Origin of the sequence: Arthrobacter sp. LjRoot14, assembly GCF_964253905.1 — a bacterium.
Classification (GTDB): domain Bacteria; phylum Actinomycetota; class Actinomycetes; order Actinomycetales; family Micrococcaceae; genus Arthrobacter.
The window spans coordinates 3,735,824-3,756,214 of the sequence record NZ_CAXURL020000001.1 but is presented as its reverse complement, the minus strand read 5'-3'; the positions used below and the strand labels follow the sequence as shown (position 1 = coordinate 3,756,214).

General features: G+C 67.4%; 20 protein-coding genes. 14 read left to right on the top strand and 6 right to left on the bottom strand.

The features are described 5' to 3' along the window. Positions 1-89: 89 nt before the first annotated feature. The 5 genes from ACSQ12_RS17000 (at position 90) to ACSQ12_RS16980 (ending at position 6,848) form a co-directional block, all read left to right on the top strand. Complete coding sequence (locus tag ACSQ12_RS17000) at positions 90-1,754, top strand: ABC-F family ATP-binding cassette domain-containing protein (RefSeq protein ID WP_436066195.1); 1,665 nt, start codon at positions 90-92, stop codon at positions 1,752-1,754. A 194-nt stretch (positions 1,755-1,948) separates the two neighbouring features. Next, a complete protein-coding gene (locus tag ACSQ12_RS16995; protein ID WP_436066194.1) occupies positions 1,949-2,296 on the top strand; it encodes a molybdopterin oxidoreductase in 348 nt (115 codons plus the stop codon). After that, positions 2,296-4,866: a nitrite reductase large subunit NirB gene (gene nirB, locus ACSQ12_RS16990; RefSeq protein WP_436066193.1), complete on the top strand. Its 2,571-nt coding sequence runs from the start codon at positions 2,296-2,298 to the stop codon at positions 4,864-4,866. Before ACSQ12_RS16995 ends, nirB begins: the two co-directional genes overlap by 1 nt. Further along, positions 4,863-5,180 carry a Rieske (2Fe-2S) protein gene (locus ACSQ12_RS16985; RefSeq protein WP_436066192.1) on the top strand — a complete coding sequence of 106 codons (318 nt, stop codon included), beginning with the start codon at positions 4,863-4,865 and terminating at the stop codon, positions 5,178-5,180. The genes nirB and ACSQ12_RS16985 overlap by 4 nt, the downstream gene beginning before the upstream one ends. Before the next feature lie 207 nt (positions 5,181-5,387). Further along, positions 5,388-6,848 carry an amino acid permease gene (locus ACSQ12_RS16980; RefSeq protein ID WP_209742610.1) on the top strand — a complete coding sequence of 487 codons (1,461 nt, stop codon included), beginning with the start codon at positions 5,388-5,390 and terminating at the stop codon, positions 6,846-6,848. Positions 6,849-6,948: 100 nt separating this feature from the next. Here the strand turns inward: ACSQ12_RS16980 and ACSQ12_RS16975 are convergent, their stop codons facing one another. After that, complete coding sequence (locus ACSQ12_RS16975) at positions 6,949-7,698, bottom strand: dienelactone hydrolase family protein (protein WP_436066191.1); 750 nt, start codon at positions 7,696-7,698, stop codon at positions 6,949-6,951. 124 nt (positions 7,699-7,822) lie between these two features. Then, a complete protein-coding gene (locus tag ACSQ12_RS16970; protein ID WP_011693098.1) occupies positions 7,823-7,999 on the bottom strand; it encodes a CsbD family protein in 177 nt (58 codons plus the stop codon). 198 nt (positions 8,000-8,197) lie between these two features. On the opposite strand from ACSQ12_RS16970, the gene ACSQ12_RS16965 reads away from it, so the two are divergent. From ACSQ12_RS16965 to ACSQ12_RS16945, 5 genes are all read left to right on the top strand, one after another. Next, positions 8,198-8,671: an SRPBCC family protein gene (locus ACSQ12_RS16965; protein ID WP_436066190.1), complete on the top strand. Its 474-nt coding sequence runs from the start codon at positions 8,198-8,200 to the stop codon at positions 8,669-8,671. Beyond that, positions 8,671-9,357, top strand: a complete 687-nt coding sequence (locus tag ACSQ12_RS16960; protein WP_436066189.1) for a pentapeptide repeat-containing protein — start codon at positions 8,671-8,673, stop codon at positions 9,355-9,357. The genes ACSQ12_RS16965 and ACSQ12_RS16960 overlap by 1 nt, the downstream gene beginning before the upstream one ends. Before the next feature lie 206 nt (positions 9,358-9,563). After that, positions 9,564-10,793: a thiolase family protein gene (locus ACSQ12_RS16955; RefSeq protein ID WP_436066188.1), complete on the top strand. Its 1,230-nt coding sequence runs from the start codon at positions 9,564-9,566 to the stop codon at positions 10,791-10,793. Next, complete coding sequence (locus ACSQ12_RS16950; RefSeq protein ID WP_436066187.1) at positions 10,793-11,614, top strand: enoyl-CoA hydratase/isomerase family protein; 822 nt, start codon at positions 10,793-10,795, stop codon at positions 11,612-11,614. Before ACSQ12_RS16955 ends, ACSQ12_RS16950 begins: the two co-directional genes overlap by 1 nt. A 2-nt stretch (positions 11,615-11,616) precedes the next feature. Next, a complete protein-coding gene (locus tag ACSQ12_RS16945; RefSeq protein ID WP_436066186.1) occupies positions 11,617-12,489 on the top strand; it encodes a 3-hydroxyacyl-CoA dehydrogenase family protein in 873 nt (290 codons plus the stop codon). 88 nt (positions 12,490-12,577) lie between these two features. Here the strand turns inward: ACSQ12_RS16945 and ACSQ12_RS16940 are convergent, their stop codons facing one another. Beyond that, positions 12,578-13,018 carry an SRPBCC family protein gene (locus tag ACSQ12_RS16940; protein ID WP_436066185.1) on the bottom strand — a complete coding sequence of 147 codons (441 nt, stop codon included), beginning with the start codon at positions 13,016-13,018 and terminating at the stop codon, positions 12,578-12,580. A 35-nt stretch (positions 13,019-13,053) separates the two neighbouring features. Here ACSQ12_RS16940 and ACSQ12_RS16935 point away from each other — a divergent pair, with 35 nt between their 5' ends. After that, positions 13,054-13,662 carry a GNAT family N-acetyltransferase gene (locus ACSQ12_RS16935; protein WP_436066184.1) on the top strand — a complete coding sequence of 203 codons (609 nt, stop codon included), beginning with the start codon at positions 13,054-13,056 and terminating at the stop codon, positions 13,660-13,662. A 95-nt stretch (positions 13,663-13,757) separates the two neighbouring features. Here ACSQ12_RS16935 and ACSQ12_RS16930 read toward each other — a convergent pair whose 3' ends face one another. Further along, positions 13,758-14,654 carry an SGNH/GDSL hydrolase family protein gene (locus ACSQ12_RS16930; protein WP_436066183.1) on the bottom strand — a complete coding sequence of 299 codons (897 nt, stop codon included), beginning with the start codon at positions 14,652-14,654 and terminating at the stop codon, positions 13,758-13,760. 196 nt (positions 14,655-14,850) lie between these two features. On the opposite strand from ACSQ12_RS16930, the gene ACSQ12_RS16925 reads away from it, so the two are divergent. Both ACSQ12_RS16925 and ACSQ12_RS16920 read left to right on the top strand, forming a co-directional pair. Beyond that, positions 14,851-15,564, top strand: a complete 714-nt coding sequence (locus ACSQ12_RS16925; protein ID WP_436066182.1) for a tyrosine-protein phosphatase — start codon at positions 14,851-14,853, stop codon at positions 15,562-15,564. Positions 15,565-15,583: 19 nt separating this feature from the next. Continuing rightward, on the top strand, positions 15,584-18,088 hold the full coding sequence (locus ACSQ12_RS16920; RefSeq protein WP_436066181.1) for an LPXTG cell wall anchor domain-containing protein: 2,505 nt from the start codon (positions 15,584-15,586) through the stop codon (positions 18,086-18,088). 165 nt (positions 18,089-18,253) lie between these two features. On the opposite strand, the gene ACSQ12_RS16915 is transcribed toward ACSQ12_RS16920, so the two are convergent. Beyond that, positions 18,254-19,072: an anti-sigma factor gene (locus tag ACSQ12_RS16915; protein WP_436066180.1), complete on the bottom strand. Its 819-nt coding sequence runs from the start codon at positions 19,070-19,072 to the stop codon at positions 18,254-18,256. Continuing rightward, on the bottom strand, positions 19,059-19,634 hold the full coding sequence (locus ACSQ12_RS16910) for an RNA polymerase sigma factor (protein WP_436066179.1): 576 nt from the start codon (positions 19,632-19,634) through the stop codon (positions 19,059-19,061). The genes ACSQ12_RS16915 and ACSQ12_RS16910 overlap by 14 nt, the downstream gene beginning before the upstream one ends. A gap of 81 nt (positions 19,635-19,715) precedes the next feature. Between ACSQ12_RS16910 and ACSQ12_RS16905 the strand changes: the two genes are divergently transcribed. Next, positions 19,716-20,267, top strand: coding sequence for a ferritin (locus tag ACSQ12_RS16905; RefSeq protein WP_436066178.1), 552 nt, complete (start codon positions 19,716-19,718; stop codon positions 20,265-20,267). The last annotated feature ends 124 nt before the right edge of the window (positions 20,268-20,391 follow it).

Below are 20,391 nucleotides of genomic sequence, written 5' to 3'. Positions count from 1 at the left end.
TGCGCACCGGTACCAAGGCCCCCCAGAGACCCCCGACACCGTTCGGCCGGAGTCTCCGGCGCCACACTTCGGACCCGCGAGGACTTCCCTTGACTGAACATCTTTCCCTGACCGGCGTCACCCATGGCTACGGCGACCGCCGGCTTTTTACCGACGTCCACCTCACCATCGGCGCCGGTGAACATGTGGCCGTCGTCGGCGAGAACGGCGCGGGAAAATCAACCCTGCTCCGCATCCTGGCCGGGCTCGAGGCCCCGGACGAAGGCACCGCCGTCAGCCACGGCCGTGTCGGCTACCTTGCCCAGACCACCGGCCTGCCGCCCACGTTCACGGTGGGCGACGCCGTCGACGACGCGCTGGCCTCACTCCGCGCCCTGGAGGCGGAGCTGGACCGCTTGGAAGCCGGCCTGGCCGATGCTGACGAGGAGCAGCTGGAACGCTACGGCAACCTGCAGACCCAATACCAGCTCCGGGAAGGATATGCCGCGGAGTCGCGGGTGGAGGCGGCACTCGACCGCCTTGGCCTGGGCGGGCTGGACCGTAAGCGGACGCTGGGTTCCCTCTCCGGCGGTGAGCAGCACCGGGTGGCGCTGGCCTGTGTGCTCGCTGATCCCGCGGACATCCTCCTCCTGGACGAGCCCACCAACCATCTTGACGCCAGCGGAACGGCCTGGCTCGAGGCGCGGCTGGCCGCCCACCGGGGGACCGTCGTCGTGGTTTCCCACGACCGGGCGCTGCTGCGCACGGTGGCGTCATCCATCATCGAAGTGGACGCCGAGCGGTGTGCCGTCAACCGCTACGGGAACGGCTACGAGGGGTACCTGCGGGAGAAGGCGGCCGAGCGTGAACGCTGGGTGCAGCAATACCGCGGCTGGCTGGACGCGATGGCCGCCGAACGCCTCCAGGCGGACACCGTAGCCGGGAAGATGGGCTACGCCCGCCGCCGCGACGGCGACAAAATGGGCTTCGACTTCAAAGCAGGCACCTGGCAGCAGGCGGCCAGCAGCAAGGTCCGCAACGCCCAGGAACGGCTGCGCCGGCTCGAAGCCAGCCCGGTGGACCGCCCGCCGGTTCCCTTGAAACTGGCGGTGGACCTCCAGGGCGCTGCCGGGGACGATCCCAGCGCCACCGCCGGCCCCGGTGAGAGCGATGGCCCCGCCCTGGAAGCCCGCGGCGTGGAGGTGCGCGGGCGGCTGGAACGGACGGATTTCCGGGTGGAGGCCGGCCAAAAGATCCTGATCACGGGCCCCAACGGTGCCGGTAAATCCACGCTGCTGTCCGTCCTCGCGGGCACGCTGGAGCCGGACGCGGGCACGGTGGCACGGCACGGCCGGATCGGCTATTTGCAGCAGGAACTGGAACCGCCGCTGCGCCCCGGGCAACGGCTTCTTCCGGCCTTCGTATCCGGCCTGGGCGGCAACATTGACGAGCATGCCGAGGCACTGCTGCGGCTGGGCCTCTTCCGGACCACCGAATTCCACGTTCCGGTCGGCAGCCTTTCCGCCGGTCAACAGCGCCGCCTGGCCCTGGCCCGGCTCCTGCTGGGCGGCTACGGAACGATGCTGGTTGATGAACCCACCAACCACCTGGCGCCCGTGCTGGTGGAACAGCTGGAAGCGGCACTGTCGGAGTTCGGCGGAACGCTGATCATGGTGAGCCACGACCGGGCGCTGGGGGAGTGGTTCAGCACCTGCGCGGCACGCGGGGCCGGGAGCTGGCTGCGGTACACCATGCGGGACGGCGCGCTCGTTTAGCTCCGGGGCTGTGGCGGGCCGCGGAAGGCGGTCCCAAAAAACGGTGAGATTTGCGTTAAGGGATCGTTACTCCCTGCGCGCCGGGCCGAAACAACTGCGGAGCAGGATGGAAGGGAGTCAGTGATTCCCACGCTCAAGTAGCACCCGCGCGGTCCGCCGCCGGGCCTACCCAGCCGGCCGAAAGGATCCGTCCCGTGATCACCAAGAACCTTTTCCTGCAGGGCGTCTTCCCGATTGTGGGAGCCGGACTTGAAAAGCCCGTTCCCATCCACCGGGAGCTCGCGCACTTCGTTCCGGACGGAATCATCAACCAGACCCTCTACTTTCGCGGCGGCAACTCCAGCTCCGAGCTGATCACCGTGGTTCTCATGCGCGACGGCGTGCCCATGCGGTATTTCCCCATCGGAGCCAAGAGCGACGTCCACGTGCCGCTCCGGGTGGTGGAGGACATCGAGGGCGGCTCCGTGATCGAGGTGTACCTCCTGGCGGCCGACGGCGTCACGGGCTTCGTGGTGATCGACCTGGGCATGGTGGAACACTGATGACAGCCACCCTCGACAATCGCCAGCGCGGTCCCCTCCCGAAGGGCAAGGTTCCGCAGGGCAAGGTCCCGCAGGGCAAGCCGAACGCCCGCCGTCGGCTGGTGGTGATCGGCAACGGCATGGCCGGTGCCAGGGCAGTGGAGGAAATCCTGGCCCGCGGCGGCGCCGAACAGTTCACCATCACCATGTTCGGCGACGAACCGTACGGCAACTACAACAGGATCATGCTCAGCCACGTCCTCTCCGGCGAGGAAAGTGACGCGGACATCTTCCTGAACTCCCTGCACTGGTACCAGGACAACAACATCACGCTGCACGCCGGCGTCCGGGTGGAGCGGATCGACCGCTTCACCAAGTACGTCTTCGCCAACAACGGCCACGTGGTCCCGTACGACGTGCTGATCATCGCTACCGGCAGCCAGTCGTTCATGCCGCCGATGGACGGCCTGTACACCCCCAGCGGCTCGATCAAACCCGGCGTTTTCACGTTCCGCACCATTGACGACACCCGCAACATGGTCCAGCACGCGCGCCACGAGGACCACCCCCCGGACAGGGAGCGGAGGGCGGTTGTGATCGGCGGCGGCCTGCTGGGCCTGGAAGCCGCGCGCGGGCTCCAAAGCCATGGCATCGACGTCGACGTGGTGCATTCCGGCGGCCACCTCATGAATGCCCAGATGGGGCCCGACGGCGGAGCCATCCTCCGCCGAAGCGTGGAGGCCCTCGGAATCAGGGTGCATACCGGAAGCCGCACCACCGCGGTCCTGGGCACGGATAAAGTCACGGGCGTCCGGCTGCGCGACCAGCCGGATATCGGCTGCGACATGGTGGTGGTGGCCGCGGGAATCCGGCCCAACGTGGACCTCGCCGTGCTCAGCGGACTGCACGTGGAACGCGCCATCGTGGTGGATGACCAGCTGCGGGTGGTGGACGAGGACGACATCTATGCGGTGGGCGAGTGCGTCCAGCACCGCGGCGAGGTCTACGGCCTGGTGGCCCCGCTGTGGGAACAGGCCGTGGTGCTCGCCGACCACGTCACCGGCACTGACACTTCCTCGGCGTACCTGGGCTCCCGGATCGCCACGAAACTCAAGGTTGCCGGCGTCGAGGTCGCGTCCATGGGACTGCACGGTCCGGAGCGGGACACGGACGAGCACATCGTGTTTTCCGAGCCCAGCCGCGGCGTGTTCAAGTCGATCGTCATCCGGGACAACAAGATGGTGGGCGCCACCCTGCTTGGCGACAGCCGCAAGGTGGCCTACCTGACCCAGGCCTTCGACAAGGGGCTGCCCCTGCCGGAGGAGCGGATCTCCCTGATGTTCGATCTGGGCGGTCCCGCGGAGGAGCAGGGCGTGGCCGAACTCGACGACGACGCCCAGGTCTGCAACTGCAACGGCGTCAGCAAGAAGTCACTCGTGGACGTGGTCAAGGGCGGGTGCAACACCGTGGCCGGAGCCATGGACGCCACCCGGGCAGGCAAGGGCTGCGGTTCCTGCAAGCTGCTGGTGAAGCAGGTGGTGGAATGGGCTGCCGACGGCGCGGTGGAGGAGGACCCCGCCGCCAGCTACTACGTGCCGGGCATTCCACTGGACAAGCCCTCGCTGATGGCGGCCATCCGCAAGCAGGGCCTCCGCTCCGTGTCCGCCGTGTTCGCCGCGCTGGCACCGGGCCGCGCCGAGGACGCGAAATCCAAGATGGGCCTCGCCTCACTCATGAAGATGATGCTTGCGGACCAGTACATCGACGAGCGGGACGCCCGGTTCATCAACGACCGCGTCCACGCCAATATCCAGCGCGACGGCACCTTCTCCGTGGTTCCGCAGATGAAGGGCGGCGTGACGTCCGTGCAGCAGCTGCGCCGGATTGCCGACGTCGCCGAGAAGCACAATATTCCGTTGATCAAGCTGACGGGCGGGCAGCGCATCGATCTGCTGGGCGTGCCCAAGGAGGACCTGCCGCAGGTCTGGGCGGACCTGGACATGCCCTCCGGCTACGCGTACGGGAAGAGCTTCCGCACCGTCAAGACCTGCGTGGGCAAGGACTTCTGCCGCTACGGCACCGGCGACTCCACCAAGCTGGGAATCGAGATCGAATCGCGGTTCCAGGGGATCGAGGCACCGGCCAAGCTGAAGCTGGCAGTCTCGGGCTGCCCGCGGAACTGCGCCGAGTCGCTGGTCAAAGACGTGGGCGTGGTGGCGGTGGAAGGCGGCCGCTGGGAGATCTATGTCGGGGGAGCGGCCGGCGCCCACATCCGCAAGGGAGACCTGCTGGCCACCGTCGAGGACCCCGAGGAGGTCAAGGTGCTGACGGGCCGGTTCATGCAGTACTACCGGGAGAACGCCAACTGGCTCGAGCGGACCTACTCGTTCGTGCCGCGGGTGGGCATTGACCGCATCCGTGCCGTGGTGGTGGACGACGCGGAAGGCCTCGCAGCCGGACTGGACGCCGCCATGCAGGCGTCCGTGGACAGCTACGTGGATCCCTGGACCGAACGGGACGATCCGCTCACGCCCGGGCAGTTCCGCACCTCGCTGCCGCTCACGGTGCTTCCCCAGGTGCCGGTCCGATGAACGCCGGCCGCAACCTGGGCCCTGTCAGCCAGGTTCCTTTCGGGGAGGGGCGGGCGTTCGGCGTGGACGGCGAGCAGGTGGCCGTGTTCCGGCTCCGCGACGGCAGCCTGCGGGCGCTGTCCGCTGTCTGCCCGCACAAGGGCGGTCCGATCGCGGACGGCACCATCGATCAGGACGTGGTCCTGTGTCCGCTGCATCAGAACGCCTTCAGGCTGGACACCGGGTGCTCCACCACCGGCGCCGAACCTCTGACCAGCTACGACGTTCAAATCGACAACCATCAGAATATTATTCTGCTAACCTCCGCAAGGTAGCTAAATTAATTCGGCATATTCCGTTCCTGCTGTTGTCTGCGTCACTGACGGTTCCGCGGGCCTTGTAAACTGGGGAGGCCGCGCGACCTTCGACGCCTTGCGAGTTTTTGTCCAGATAATTGCCCCAAACGGGGGATAAACCCGAATTATCTGGACAAAAACTCTGCGTTCCTGAGCCGGCCATACCCCGACCCACAAGGAACAGTTGTGCCACAAAGTACCCCAACAGAACTTAAGAGCCCGACGGCGCAATCCGCCGTCGTCGACTCCACCCTCAGTGCCGAGGGCTACAAGAAGTCCCTGAGCGGCCGCCAGGTCACCATGATCGCCATGGGCGGCGCCATCGGCGTCGGCCTCTTCATGGGTGCCGGCGGACGCCTGGCCTCTACGGGCCCCGCGCTGATTTTCTCCTACGCCATTGCCGGCGTCATCGCTTACCTGCTGATGCGTGCCCTGGGCGAGCTCATCATGTACCGCCAGACATCGGGCTCGTTCGTCAGCTATGCCGGCGAAATGTTCGGCAAGAAGGGCGCGTATGTGTCCGGCTGGATGTACTTCATCAACTGGGCCATGACCGGCATCGCCGAGCTCATCGCGATCGGACTGTACTTCCAGTTCTTCTTCCCCAACGTGCCGGTGGAACTGACCGCCATCGCGGCCCTGCTGCTGCTGGTGGGCGTCAACCTCATGAGCGTCAAGGCGTTCGGTGAATTCGAATTCTGGGCGTCCTGCCTCAAGGTCGGCGCCATCCTCATCTTCCTGGCCGTGGGCACCTTCATGGTGGTCACCAACGCCCAGGTTGGCGACGGCAACGCCTCGGTCAACAACCTCTTCGCAGCCGAAGGCGGAATGTTCCCCAAGGGCGCGCTGGTGATGATCCTGGTCCTGAACGCCGTGATCTTCGCCTACAACGGTATTGAGCTCGTCGGCATCACGGCCGGTGAAATGCAGGACCCAGCCAAGGAAGTGCCCAAGGCAATCCGCGCCGTGGTCTTCCGCATCGTGGTGTTCTATGTCGGTTCGGTGACCCTGCTGGCCATGCTGCTGCCCTCGGACCAGTACGTGGCAGGCACCTCGCCGTTCGTCACCGTGTTCGGCCAGATGGGCCTGGGCTGGATGGGCGATGTCATGAACATGATCGTCATCACCGCCGCGCTGTCCTCCTGCAACTCGGGCCTGTACTCGATCGGCCGGATCTTCCGCACCATGGCCAACAACGGACACGCTCCGGAGTGGCTGACCCGGATGTCCAAGAGCCACGTGCCGTACGCGGCCATCCTGGCTATCGGCGCCGTCTACCTCGTCGGCATCCTGCTGAACATCTGGCTGGGCGGCTCGCACGCCTTCGACCTCGCGCTCAATTCCGCGTCGATCGGCGTGATCTTCACCTGGGGCGCCATTTTCGCCAGCCAGATCGCGCTGCGCAAGACGAAGGGCAAGGTTTCCTCCCTGCCCGCGCCCGGCGGAACCTGGAGCAGCTGGGCCGGCCTGGTTGCCCTGCTGGCCATCACCGTGCTGATCGGATTCGACACCATGACCAGCAAGACCGGCGAGGTCTTCCACCTGGGCCTGTGGACCCTCGCCACCATTCCGTTCTTCGTCCTGGTGCTGTGGCTCGGCTGGCAGAAGGTCAAGGACAACGAGCCGAAGAGCGAGCTCTTCAGCTAACGCTGTTCACCCAAGCAGTACGACGACGGCAATGACGACGACGGCGGCGGTCACCTCACGAGGTGGCCGCCGCCGTCGTTCGCGCCTGGTACTTCAGGTGTTAGTCCTTCAGGTGTTTGGCGAAATGGTCTTCGATCCGTTGCCAGGCTTCGGCAGCCGCTTCAGGATCCGGCTTGATGCCCATCACCCGGAACAGCGGGCGGAGGAGCCGGGGGCCCTCCTCGGTGTCATTCATGAAGGCGTGGCCGGCGCCGTCGAATTCCTTGATGTCGTGTTCGACGCCGAGCCCCTCCAGTGTCGCTTCGAGTTTCGCTGCTGCTCCGGGCAGGGTGCGGTCCGCCTTGCCGAAGTTGCCCACCACGGGGCACGCGCCCGCCAGGGCCTCCTCCGGATTCTTCGGCAGCCTGCCGTAGTTGACGGCGGCAGCGTCGAAGCCTTTGTTGGCGAGGAGCAAGGCGAAGCCGCCGCCCATGCAAAATCCGATCACCCCCACCTTGCCGTTGGTGCGGCCGGACTTCTCCAGCCAGGCCTGCGCAATGGCCAGGTCCGTGAAGGCCTGGCCGGAGCCGGACGCCATCGACCGCATGGTGGAGACTATGCAGCGCCGCATGCCGCCGTTGCTGAAAAGGTCCACCGCCAGCGTCAGGTAGCCGGCGGCCGCCAGCCGGTCCGCCTGGCGGCGTGAAATGTCGTTGAGGCCGAATGCTTCGTGGATCATCAGGACGGCGGGGAACGGGCCCGGTCCCGCGGGTTCAGCCAGGTACCCGCGCAGGTTCGGGGAGCCGGTGCCGGCGGCGCCTGCGGGCGTGGCCGCGTTCCTTCCGGCGCCGCTGAGGTCGATGATCGTCATGGTGCGGACCTTCCGTTGGCGGTTGCTGTCCACCCGAGAATCTCACAAAAACGGCGGGCATCCCCCAAAGGAATGCCCGCCGTTTTTTCCAGGACAGTGGCCGTGGCCGCCGCCTGGGAGTGCTTTAGTCTCTTTTAAACTCGTCCTTCACGTTTTCGCCAACTTTCTTGGCGTCGGCAACAACCTGGTCCTTCTGACCCTCTGCGCGCAGACGGTCATTGTCCGTGGCGTTGCCGGCCGCTTCCTTGGCCTTGCCGCCAAGGTGCTCTGCTTCGTTCTGAATTTTGTCTCCGATACCCATGGTGTGTTCCACCTCTCGTTTCCGGTAAAAAAACTAAGCACATTCACCCTAACACGAAGCATGCTTACTAAATCAAGCGGGCCGGAGCGGCACCACTCCGCCACTTTTGCCGCCTCCGCCACTTTCGCCGCGTCCGCACAGCGGTCAGTGCAGCGTCGCCGCCGACGCTTGTCGGCGCTCCCGGATAGGCTCGAAGGCATGGACCACAAGACCACGCTCACGCATCACGTCAATGCCAGTCCGGACAAGGTCTGGGCCGTGATCTCGGACATCCCGGGCTCCGCCGCCACCCTCTCCGGAGTCGACTCCGTCCAGATGCTCAGCGAGGGCGGATACGGCGAAGGTACCCGGTGGAAGGAAACCCGGACCATGATGGGCCGGGCGGAAACCGTGGAAATGTGGGTGTCCCAGGCTGAGCCGCCGTCGCCCACGCGGGCCGGAACCACCACGGTCAAGGCGCTCCAGGGCGGTGCCGACTACACCACGCGGTTCATCCTTGCCGGGCGGGACGGCGGGACCGACCTCACCTTGACCTTCGGCGCCCGGATGGCCAGGCCCACTTTCCTGAGCAAGGTCATGCTGGCCCTTTTCGGCAGGATCGGCATGAGCGTCACCCGGAAGGCGCTGGCCAGGGACGTCGCCGAGATTGCAGCGAAGGCCGAGTCCCTCTGATGGCGGACGGTCGCGCGGCAGGAAGGGCACCCAAGGCGCCCAAGGTGACGGCCCCCAGGCTCTCCCCGGTCAGGCTGGAGGAGCTGCGGGACGAGCCCGCACCGGACTTCCAGCGGGGCGAACGGTACGACGGCCTCAGGTTCAGCCGCGCCGATGCCGACGGCCTCGAGCTCAGCGGCACGGACTTCGCCGAGTGCGCCTTCGACGGGGTCTCCTTCAACGAGACGCAGCTGCGCGGCGCGACGTTCCGGGACTGCATCCTGGCCGAAATTTACGCCCCGGTGCTGACCGCGGCGCGGGCTACGCTGCGGGATGTGGAGATCGGCAATCCCCGGTGGGGTTCGGCGGAGCTGTACGAGAGCGGCTGGACGTCGGTGCGGATCGACGGCGGGAAGCTGGACTACGTGAACCTGCGCGGCTCCAGGCTGACGGATGTGCAGATCAGCGACTGCATCATCAACGAGCTGGACCTGGGCTCGGTGACGGGAACCCGGGTGGCGCTGAAGAACTGCACCATCGGCACGCTCGATCTCGCCGGCGCCAAGCTCAAGGACTTCGACCTGCGCGGCACGGACTTCCGCACCATCAGCGGACTCGGAAGCCTGTCCGGCGCGGTGATCGACGACTACCAGCTGAGCCTGCTGGCCCCGCTGCTGGCAGCCCACCTCGGCGTCACTGTCCTGTAAACCTGCTGGAGTTTTTGTCCACTTATCGCGTCCAAAAGCGCTCTTATCTCGCGATAAGTGGACAAAAACTCAAGCGGCAGGATGGGACCTTGGTTGACCCCTTGCGGCCGCAGTGTAATCTTTATAGAACGAACGGTCGGTAAATTAGTCGCCAGGCTCTTGCCGCCGCAGATGACATTGCCGTTAATCGCGTGAAGGGTGTTTCCATGGCCTCAGCAGTAGCAGGACCGCAGGCATTTTTGGTAGGCGGTGCCCGCACACCGGTGGGCCGCTACGGAGGCGCGCTCTCCGCGGTCCGGCCCGACGACCTTGCCGCCCTCGTGGTCCGCGAGGCCGTCGCCCGCGCAGGCCTTGACCCCGATTCCATCGACGAAGTGATCCTCGGCAACGCCAACGGCGCCGGCGAGGAAAACCGCAACGTGGCCCGCATGGCCACCCTGCTGGCCGGGCTTCCCGTCCACATTCCCGGCATCACGGTCAACCGGCTGTGCGCCTCCGGCCTGAGCGCCATCATCATGGCCAGCCAGATGATCAAGTCCGGAGCCGCGGACATCGTCATTGCCGGCGGCGTGGAATCCATGAGCCGGGCGCCCTGGGTGCAGGAAAAACCGCAGACAGCGTTCGCGAAGCCCGGCGCCATCTTCGACACGTCCATCGGCTGGCGGTTCGCCAACCCGCTGTTCCAGAAGGGCGAGCTGTCCCGGGACGGCAAAATGACCTACTCCATGCCGGAAACGGCGGAGGAAGTGGGCCGGGTGGACGGCATTTCCCGCGAGGACGCCGATGCCTTCGCGGTCCGCTCCCACGAACGGTCGCTCGCGGCCATCGCCGCCGGCCGGTTCAAGGATGAGATCGTCCCGGTGACGGTGAAGACCCGCAAGGGCGAAACAGTGGTTGACACGGACGAGGGCCCCCGCGCCGGCACCACCATGGACGTGCTCTCCGGACTCCGCCCCGTGGTCAAGGGCGGCTCGATTGTCACCGCCGGCAACTCCTCCACGCTGAACGACGGCGCCTCCGCCATCATCGTGGCGTCCGAAGCGGCGATCCAGAAGCTGGGCCTCACCCCGCGCGCCCGCATCATCGACGGCGCCTCCGCCGGCTGCGAGCCCGAGATCATGGGCATCGGCCCCGTCCCCGCCACGCAGAAAGTGCTGGGCCGGAGCGGCTACAGCGTCGGCGACCTTGGCGCCGTCGAACTTAACGAAGCGTTCGCCACCCAGTCGCTGGCCAGCATGCGCCGGCTCGGGCTGGACCCGGAGATTGTGAACCGCGACGGCGGTGCCATCAGCCTGGGGCACCCGCTCGGTTCCAGCGGCTCACGGATCGCCATCACCCTGCTGGGGCGGATGGAACGCGAGGACGCCAGGATGGGCCTCGCCACCATGTGCATCGGCGTCGGCCAGGGCACCGCGATGCTGCTGGAGCGCGTGTAATGACGGCCCCGGAAAGCGCGAACGGCCACTTGGGCACCCTGGACTTCCGCACCCTGCTGGTCGAGGAACGGGAGGACCGCGTGGTGGTGCTCCTCAACCGCCCCGAGGTCCGGAACGCCATCGACCAGCAGATGGTGGACGAACTCCACCTCGTGTGCGCCGCGCTGGAACAGAACCCCAAAGTGCTCATCATTGCGGGCACCGACGGCGTTTTCGCCTCGGGCGCGGACATCGCCCAGCTGCGTGACCGGCGCCGGGACGATGCCCTGCAGGGCATCAACTCCACGATCTTCGTCCGGATCGCAAAGCTGCCCATGCCCGTGATTGCAGCGCTGGACGGCTACTGCCTGGGCGGCGGCGCGGAGCTGGCGTACGCAGCAGACTTCAGGATCGGAACACCCAGCGTCCGCATCGGCAACCCCGAAACCGGCCTGGGCATCCTCGCAGCTGCCGGCGCCAGCTGGCGCCTGAAAGAGCTGGTGGGCGAACCCGTTGCAAAGCAGATCCTGCTGGCCGGCCTGGTGCTCCGCGCCGAGCAGGCCCTGGCCGTCAACCTCATCACGGAGATCCATGAGGCGCCCGTGCTGATGGACGGTGCGCACAGCCTGGCGGACCGCATTGCGCGGCAGGATCCGCTGGCCGTGCGGATCACCAAGTCTGTGTTCCACGCCCCCGCCGAGGCGCACCCGCTGATCGACCAGCTGGCACAGGGGATCCTGTTCGAATCCCAGGCGAAGTTCGACCGGATGCAGGCTTTCCTGGACAAGAGAACAGATAAGAAATCAGCCAAGAATTCAGACCAATCAGACGGGACGAAGTAACCATGGGCAATTCCGTACTTCCGGCGGGCCTGCCCGCAACTGTCGGCGTCCTCGGCGGCGGCCGGATGGGGGCGGGCATCGCCCACGCCTTCCTGATCAACGGAGCCAACGTCCTGGTGGTGGAGCGGGACGAAGCCTCGGCCGAAGCCGCCCGGGAACGCGTGGAATCCGCGGCCGCCAAGAGCATCGAGCGCGGCGCCACGGACGGCAACCTGGACGAGATGGTCTCCAGGCTCTCCGTGACGGTGGACTATGACGACTTCAAGGACCGCCAGCTGGTGGTGGAGGCCGTTCCGGAGGACTGGGACCTGAAGGTCTCCTCCCTCCGCGGAATCGAGGAGCGCCTCTCCGACGACGCCTACCTCGCCTCCAACACGTCCTCGCTGTCCGTCAACGGCCTGGCCCGCGAACTCAAGCGCCCGGGGAACTTCCTGGGCCTGCACTTCTTCAACCCGGTTCCCGCGTCCACGCTCATCGAGGTGGTACTCGGCGAGCAGACGTCCCCGGACCTGGCCGCCGCGGCGAAAAGGTGGGTGGAGGCGCTCGGCAAGACCGCCGTCGTCGTCAATGACGCTCCCGGCTTTGCCTCGTCGCGCCTGGGCGTGGCGATTGCCCTGGAAGCCATGCGCATGGTGGAGGAAGGCGTCGCGTCCGCAGAGGACATCGACAACGCCATGGTGCTGGGCTACAAGCACCCCACCGGGCCGCTGCGGACCACTGACATTGTGGGCCTGGACGTCCGGCTGGGCATCGCGGAGTACCTGCAGTCCACGCTGGGGGAGCGCTTCGCTCCGCCGCAAATCCTGCGCGACAAAGTGGCCCGCGGCGAACTGGGTCGGAAAACCGGCAAGGGATTCTTCGACTGGCCGGCTTAGGGTTCGCGGCCCACGGGCGGGTTCCGGGCGGGTTCCGGGCCTTGCGCCCGGAAAGCTGAGGACCCGGAAAGCTGAGGACCCGGAAAGCCTAGCGCCCGGCCCGCGCGTCGAGGGCGGACTTCAGGCCATTCATCGCAGGGTCCCGGAGCGACATGAACGCAGGCTTCATGAACGGTTCAATGAGCTTGAGCGCGCCCTTGAGCTGGAATTCCGCCGTGTACTGCACCGTGCAGCCGGTCCCGTCCGGGGAGACATCGATTGAGTCCTCGGAGATGACGGTTTTGTTTTCGCCCCGGAGCTTGATGTGGCTGCCGGTCAACTCCACCACTTCGTAGATGAGGGTCTGACGCTTGCCCCGGAACTCCGCTTCGGCGTGGTACCGGTGGCCCACGGCAACGGGGCCCTCGGAGAGCTTCTTCACCACAGGGGTGCCCGGATCCCATTCAGCGGTGTGTTCGAAAGCTGACAGGTAGGTAAAGGCTTCCTCTGCCCCGAGGGGAGAGCTGACGGTTCCCGCTACTGTGATCATCCCAACAGCCTAGCCGCTGCCCCTAGGATGGTCCGGTGACTTCCATCGAACCCATCACGCTGACCGGTCAACACGTCGTTCTCGAACCGCTGAGCCGCGCGCACCACGACGGCTTGGTGGAGGCTGCCCGCGACGGTGAACTCTGGAAGCTCTGGTACACCAGCGTGCCCGGCCCGGAGGGCATGGCCGCAGAGATCGACCGCCGGCTCCGGCTCCAGGAAGTCGGCTCCATGCTCCCGTTCACCACGCGCCTCCTTGATCCCGCCACCGGCGGTCCCGGCCGGGTGATCGGGATGACCACGTACATGAATATCGACGCCGCCACTCCCCGCGTGGAGATCGGTTCCACGTGGAATGCGGCTTCTTCGCACGGCACCGGAACCAACGCGGACTCCAAGCTGCTCCTGCTCCGGCACGCCTTTGAAACGCTGGGTTGCCCGGCCGTCGAGTTCCGGACGCACTGGCTCAACCACCAGTCCCGGGAGGCGATTGCGCGGCTCGGAGCCAAGCAGGACGGCGTGCTCCGCAGCCACACCCGGACGGCTGACGGGCAGCTCCGGGACACAGTGGTGTTCTCGATCCTCGAACATGAGTGGCCCATGGTCCGTGCCGGCCTGGAGTTCAGGCTGGCTAAGCGGCGCTAGGCGGCCGAGCCCCGGATCGGGGAGCCATGGCCCACGCGGTCCGGATTGGCCAGGCCCCTACCTCGCCAACAGGCCCCTACCTCGCCAACAGGCCTCTACCTCGCCAAGGTGCCCGGCTTGACCTCCGCCATCACCGCCGTGGCATAGGCACGGTGCCCGGTGGGGGTCGGGTGGAAGTTGGAATCCGCCAGGGGATTCCCGCCGTCGTAGGCGATCCACGGATCGGTGGAGTTCACGGCATGCCCGGCAAACCTCGCTGTGACGTCGACAAACTGCGCGTTCGCCCCGAACGCATTGGCATTTGAGACTGCCGTGGCGATGGCGGTGTTGAGACTGTCGGTGGCCCGGTTGATCAGCCGCTGCTCTTCCGCGGAAAAATACGGGTTCCCGTCCGCCGGCTCGAACAGCCTTGGATACCCCAGGACGGCGATCTTCGCGGACGGAGCCGCCGTGTGAATCCGCCCGTAGGTGTAAGCGAGCGCCTCACCCACCTGACCCATCCCGCTTTCGGAGGACGCCACAGCACCGGCGCACACTTCATCGCCGTAGGCGGCGCAGGCCCCCAGCACTTGGCTCACTCCCGCGTCGTTGGCTCCGGCGGTGATGGTGACGATTCCGGTGGACGGATTCAGTTTGCCTGCGCCGACGAGGCCCGTGAGCTGGGTGGTGACGCTGATTTGTTCCTGGAGCGGGTCATCGCCCGAAAAAAGGAGTGCCCCGTGGCAGGCGGCATTGACCACCAGGGACACTCGGCCTGTTTTGTCGACGTCGGCAACGTACCCCGGGCTGCTCTGCCAGCACGTCGCTTCGGGCGGCCTGACGGCCGCACCCGCACCGGTTCCCGCGGTGTAGGAGTCACCTACCGCTATGTAATCAAGTGCCCCTGCAGGCGCCGCTCCCGCCGGCCCTGCCGCGGTTCCCAAAGCCAGGGCAAGCGTTGCCAGGCCGGCAGCGTACGCCGCGCGCCGCCGTCGTAATATCCGGTCACTCATCAGTTTCCCCTTTGTGCTGAACTGTGCGCCGGGCTGTTGGGCCGCGGGCCGGCGGCCAAGCCGCAAGTACGCCCAACGGTACCCGGCCGCCCGCCCGCCGGACACGGGCCGGAATACCCGTTTATTCGCAGGGCGCCACCCCATTTTCCGGCGGGTACCCGTGCCGGATGACGGGGGTCTGTGATTAGCTGTCTGGATGGAACAGCCTGGACAGCCCGTGCACTGGGACGGAGCCGTGAATGCCTGGCGCATTTCCGGCAGCGTGTTCCGGATGGGGCGTCGGGAATGGGTCACCGAGACGGGCTGGAAACAGGCGTACGACGACGGCGTCCGCACCGTGATCGACCTCCGGAACCCTTCGGAACACGGGCTGAGGGACGCGGATCCCAAGGTGAGTGCTGAGGTGCTGGCGGCGTTCGACGTGGTGCATGCTCCCACGGAGGATCCGGACCACCCGGAGTTCAAAGAGTTGTGCTCGCCGTACCTGAACGATCCTGCTTGCTACGCGGCCAATGCCCGGCTGTTTCCGGAAAAGCTCGTGGCCGTCTTCAAGGCGGTTGCAGCGGCACCCGCCGGTGTGGTGATCCACTGCTCCGCGGGCCGGGACCGCAGCGGAATGGTGGCTGCGATGCTCCAGGACCTCTCCGGTGCCGGTGATCATGAGATTGTGACCGGTTACCAGGCGGCCATGCGGGGCATCAATGAGCGCCACCGGCTCGTGGGTCCGCCGCACAAGCACGAGCGCTACCTGGCGGAGGAGGTGCTGGTGCCGCTGCTGGAGAAGCGCGGCGGCGGAACCCTGGAATTCGTCCGCGGCCTGGATACCCGGAACTATCTCTTGCGGCACGGGGTCACCGTGGCCGAACTGGATGCCATCCGCTCGCGGCTGGCAGCCAGGGTGACGACGTAAACACACTATGGGGGACACCTTGACGCATCATTCCGGCCGGAACCAGTTCAACCGCGCCCTGGGGCTGGCCGCTTGTGCCGCCTTGGCGTTCGGCGGCACCTTCCTGGCGGTCCCCGCCGTCGCAGAGTCCGGTTCGCCGGTTCCCGACCCCACCGTATCGGCGCCGGTCGTAACCACCCCGGCGCCGGCCGCGACGGCGCCCCCGGCGACGGCATCGCCCGCTGCGGGCGGTTCCGCGCCCGCCATCAGCGACGCCGGCCTGACGGAGGCCATCCTCCGCGACCTGGGCATGACACTGGAGCAGTTCAACGCCGCCGGTGACCAGGGCAAACGCGCGGCCGACGCCGTTGCCTCCTTGCGCGGAATGCCCGGCTACGTGGGAATCAGCTTGAAAGACGGCCGGATTGTGGTCGAGGGCAGCGGCCCGGAGCTCGACGCCCGGGTGGCGGAACTCAATGCCGCGGGACCCGGAGATTTTGTGCTTGTGGCGTCCAGTGCGGTGCCGGCGCCGCCGGCCGCATCACCGGCCGCATCACCGGCCGCATCGCCGGCGCCTTCGGCGGCCACCCCCTCAGGGCCGGCCCAGCCTGCGCCGGAACGCGTCGCGGCCAGCACGGACCAGCTGTTCAAGGACTATGTCCGCGAGGTAGGCGCCGAAGGCCTTCAGGCTGTGGCGTACGCCAACGGCAGCTTTGTGATCCGCACCGGCGGCACCAACCAGCCGGAGGCCGAAGGCGCCCCGGCTAACCCGGCAACCCCCGGGCGCTTGGCGGCGTCGCCCTCGCCGTCCGAATTCGTGGCGCGCTATTCAAACGTCCGCCTGGAAGAGGGGGCCCCGCTGGCCCCGGAGGAGGACTTCTTCGGCGGGCAAGGCTACGTCCTCAACAACGGCGTCATCTGCTCCGCCGGTTACGGTGCGTACAGCCCGGACGGGAAACCGCTGGTCCTCACTGCCGGCCACTGCACCGAAGACGGCACCCTCACCACGGCCAACGTGGAGAGCCCGGAATCGCCCGCGAACAAACTGCTCGGCACCCTGGGCTTCAGCCAGTTCGGCGGCCCGGGCAACTCCTGGATCACCGGCGACGAGGCCAACCCCGGAAACGTGGGCACGGACATCGCGGAGATCGGGGACATCCGGCCGGGGCTCGACGTTCAGCCCGCAACTTCCCGCTGGGACGCGCCCGCGGACCCCGGATCCACGGCCGTGAAGATCATCGGAACCGCGTCGCCGTCGCCCGGACAGGCCGTCTGCCGGTCCGGCCGGACCGCCCGCTGGTCCTGCGGCACCGTGGACGAAGTGGGCATCTACGTCGTGGGCGGTTTCACCGCCGACCCGTCCGACCTCCGGGCCTTCCGCGGCTTCCTGTCCACCTCCGTCCAGTCCAGCGGCGGCGACTCCGGCGGACCTTGGATCAGCGGCAACTTCGCCGTCGGCACCCACTCCGCGGGGGACCAGGTCGTTCCCGGCCAGCCGATCAACAACTTCGCCGTTGCCACCACGCTGGAGGACGCCATGACCCGGCTTCCCGGCGTGCAGCTTCAGCTGTTCCTCAACAAACCCCTGCTCACGGAACCGGCCGACGGCGGCGGAGTGGCACTCGGCCAGACCATCACCGGGCAGGTCCCGGCGGCCCCCGCCTCCGCCGTCGCCGCGGGATCGAAGGTCCGCATCGCCGTGCCCGGGCACGAACCTGTGGAGGTGCCCGTGGACTCCGCCGGGCAATGGCAGTTCACAGCCCCCTCACCCGCAGGCCGGCTTCGGTTCATCGCCGAAACCGTGAACGGCTTCAGCCACTCCGGAGCCAGCACCTTCGACGTCACAGTGCTGCCGTCGGAGCTCCCGGCACCTGCCATTGCCGGCCCGGCCGAGGGTGCCGCGCTCACGGCCCTCGAACGCATTGAGGGCACCGGAACGCCCGGTGCCACGGTGGAACTTTCCGGCGACACCACCGGCCAGGCCGTGGTGGGGCTGGACGGGAAATGGGCAGTGCCGGTGACAGGCGGGGCGAGGTACGGATCCTTCACCGTCAAGGCGGTGCAGACCGCCCGGGGCGTCGCCGCAAGCCCGGCGGCGAGTCGGAGCTTCACAGTGGTGCCGCCGTCGCCTGCGGTTGCCAACATCCGGGACGGTCAGCGTTTCGCGCACGACGCCGTTCCCCGGCGGATCACCGGATCAGCTGTGAAGGGCGCCGCGGTGACCGTCACGGTGGATGGCGTACCGGTGCAGGCCGCCTCGGACGGGGCCTGGAGCGCGTCGCTGCCGGCAGGGCTCGCGGCCGGAACCCACACCGTGACGGTCCGCCAAACGGTCGACGGCGCGGCCTCCGCCCCGGTGAACCTCACCTTCGCGGTTGACCCGGCACCGGTTGTTGTTCCCGCCGGCGTCACCCCGGCAGGCATCTCGGGCCAGTTGCCGGCCACCGGCGCCGACGGCTTGCTCACCGCGGCCGGTGTCGGGGCAGGTGTGCTGCTGCTCGGCGGTGTCGCCCTGATCCTTGCCAGGCGGCGCTCCCGCCGGTGAGCAAGACGCCCGCGAGTTTTTGTCCACTTATCGCGTCCAAAAGGGGCCATATCTCGCGATAAGTGGACAAAAACTCGGCGCTACTGGAAATCGGCCAGCCAAAGGTCCGGGCCGACTGGCACTTCTTCGCACGGGGAAACGGTGTACTGGGCGGCGTGCGGCTGCTCAGCCTTCCGCGGCCAGTTCGCCCCGCGCAATGCTGTCGGACGAATGTGCGGGGTTGCCGTCGAACGGCTCGTTGGACACATCCACGATGGGGTACTGGGCAAGGTCGAGGCCAGCGGGGATGGCGAAGACGCCGGGCTCGCCGTCCAGCACGCCAAGGCTGACCAGCTTGGAGAGGTCCGGCGAGATCACCCAGACCTCCCGGTAACCGCTGATTTGGCCCTCCGAGAGCTGCACCACCAGCTGGCGTGTGCCGTCGGGAAGCTCCTCCACCAGGGCCTTGCCGCTGGCGGTGTAGGACTTCAGGGGCTGCAGCGGAGCCTGGGCAACGACCACTGCCTGCGGGGCCGTCGGCGTGGGCGAAGGCACTGCTTCCGGGCCTTGCCCGAGGACGTTGTAGCCGGCCCACACTGCAGCGGCGCCCACCACGATCCCTGCCGCCGCGGCCATGGCCACCCACCGCCGGGCAGCTGCCTTGGCGGATGCGGCGCGCGGCCTAAGTGGTGTCGGAGGGGTGACCGGCGCCGCGGTGCCTGTTCCCGCCGTCGTCCTTTCTGCGGAGGCCGGCCGGCTCAACGGGTCCTGCGCCTGCTCCGGGGAGAGGCCCAATGCCTGATGGATGGCTGCCCAGTTGTGCGGTCCGGGCGTGGCCAGTTCCACTTCCGCGGGATCCACGGTGGCGGCGCGGACGGTGCGTTCCAAGGCCGCCAGAGTGCCTGCACATTCAGGGCAAAACGCCAGGTGGTCAGCCTCGGCCGGCGTCAGGGCGGGTTCACCAAGGGCCATCAGGCTCAGCTGCTCATCGTCAAGATGCTTCATGGCCCACCTCCAGGCGGGTGCGCATCCGCGAAAGGCTGCGACGGATATGGCTCTTGACGGTTCCCAGGGGCAGCTGCAGGCGCGACGAAATCTGATCGTGCGTGAGGTCCTCGTAGAACGCCAGCTTCATGATCGCTTTCTGTGGATCGCCCAACCGCTCCAGCTCTTCCTCCAAGGTTATGCGGTCGGCCACGGCTTCCACGTCAGCAGCCAGCGGTCCGGCGCCGCGCTCATCGCCGACGAACTGGCCCGCAGCATGTTCCAGCTCCTGGCGGCGCATCCGGGCGGACAGGGCATCGGAGATGGCATTGCGGGTGATCCCCACCAGCCAGGCAGGCAGCCGCGCGGCCTCGGGCCGGTAGCTGAGGCGTGACTTCCAGGCCCGGATGAAGACTTCCTGGGTGACGTCGTCGGCTGCTGCCCGTTCCCCCAGGGACCGCAGCGCCAGGGTGTACACGAGCGGGCTCAGCCGCCGGTAGGCCTCGGCGAGGGCCGCTTCCTGCCCGGCCGCGAACGCATGATCGAGAGCGGGATCCCAATCGTGCGGGCCGGGAGGCGTCATCAATGGCTCCTTCGAGCGGCAGTGAGACCTGTGGAACCACATTATGCCGTGCCCGCTGGCGCTCCGCCATAGTACGGGGCCTTGACCGCCGCTTTCGCAGCGTCCCAGCAGTACATCGCCATTGCGGCGTGGTTCGACGGGCAGGATCTGCCCAGGCTTGCCAAGCATTTCTATCGGCAGTCGCTGGAGGAGCGGAACCACGCGATGATGATGGTCCGGTACATCCTGGACCGCGGCATCAGGATTTCGATTCCCGGCATCGACCCGGTCCGGAACGACTTCACTTCGGCGGAGGAGCCCCTGGTCCTGGCCCTGGCGCAGGAAATTGAGGTCACGGACCGCATCAAGGAACTCTTCGCCGCGGCGAGGGCCGAAAACGACCCGCTGGGCGAACAGTTCATGCTCTGGTTCCTCAAGGAGCAGGTGGAAGAGGTCGCGTCCATGTCCACGCTCCTCAACGTCGCGCGCCGGGCGGACAACCTCTTCGACGTCGAGATGTTCCTGGCCCGCGAGCGGGTGGGTGACGCCGGGGGCGGCGCCGGGCATGGCGGCCACCATGGCGGCGGGCATGGGAGTCACGGCGGCGGAGGGCAGGAGTCCGGCACGCCGGAAGCGGCGGGCGGGGCACTCTGAAGCACGACGGCGGGACGTCGCGTTAGCGCACCGGCGCGACGTTGCGTTCGCCCGCCTGCGCGGCGCGGAAACGACGGCGGGGCCGCCCGTCAGGCGGCCCCGCCGGTAATGGCGATCAGTGATG

What these genes read in the sequence shown, in the direction of transcription:
- ACSQ12_RS16950 (WP_436066187.1), top strand. Translation starts at nt 10,793, where the DNA reads ATGACGGCCCCGGAAAGCGCGAACGGCCACTTGGGCACCCTGGACTTC.
- ACSQ12_RS16975 (WP_436066191.1), bottom strand. Translation starts at nt 7,698, where the DNA reads ATGACGATCATCGACCTCAGCGGCGCCGGAAGGAACGCGGCCACGCCC.
- ACSQ12_RS16955 (WP_436066188.1), top strand. Translation starts at nt 9,564, where the DNA reads ATGGCCTCAGCAGTAGCAGGACCGCAGGCATTTTTGGTAGGCGGTGCC.
- ACSQ12_RS16965 (WP_436066190.1), top strand. Translation starts at nt 8,198, where the DNA reads ATGGACCACAAGACCACGCTCACGCATCACGTCAATGCCAGTCCGGAC.
- ACSQ12_RS16925 (WP_436066182.1), top strand. Translation starts at nt 14,851, where the DNA reads ATGGAACAGCCTGGACAGCCCGTGCACTGGGACGGAGCCGTGAATGCC.
- ACSQ12_RS16970 (WP_011693098.1), bottom strand. Translation starts at nt 7,999, where the DNA reads ATGGGTATCGGAGACAAAATTCAGAACGAAGCAGAGCACCTTGGCGGC.
- ACSQ12_RS16945 (WP_436066186.1), top strand. Translation starts at nt 11,617, where the DNA reads ATGGGCAATTCCGTACTTCCGGCGGGCCTGCCCGCAACTGTCGGCGTC.
- ACSQ12_RS16960 (WP_436066189.1), top strand. Translation starts at nt 8,671, where the DNA reads ATGGCGGACGGTCGCGCGGCAGGAAGGGCACCCAAGGCGCCCAAGGTG.
- ACSQ12_RS16930 (WP_436066183.1), bottom strand. Translation starts at nt 14,654, where the DNA reads ATGAGTGACCGGATATTACGACGGCGGCGCGCGGCGTACGCTGCCGGC.
- ACSQ12_RS16985 (WP_436066192.1), top strand. Translation starts at nt 4,863, where the DNA reads ATGAACGCCGGCCGCAACCTGGGCCCTGTCAGCCAGGTTCCTTTCGGG.
- nirB (WP_436066193.1), top strand. Translation starts at nt 2,296, where the DNA reads ATGACAGCCACCCTCGACAATCGCCAGCGCGGTCCCCTCCCGAAGGGC.
- ACSQ12_RS16915 (WP_436066180.1), bottom strand. Translation starts at nt 19,072, where the DNA reads ATGAAGCATCTTGACGATGAGCAGCTGAGCCTGATGGCCCTTGGTGAA.
- ACSQ12_RS16910 (WP_436066179.1), bottom strand. Translation starts at nt 19,634, where the DNA reads ATGACGCCTCCCGGCCCGCACGATTGGGATCCCGCTCTCGATCATGCG.
- ACSQ12_RS16940 (WP_436066185.1), bottom strand. Translation starts at nt 13,018, where the DNA reads ATGATCACAGTAGCGGGAACCGTCAGCTCTCCCCTCGGGGCAGAGGAA.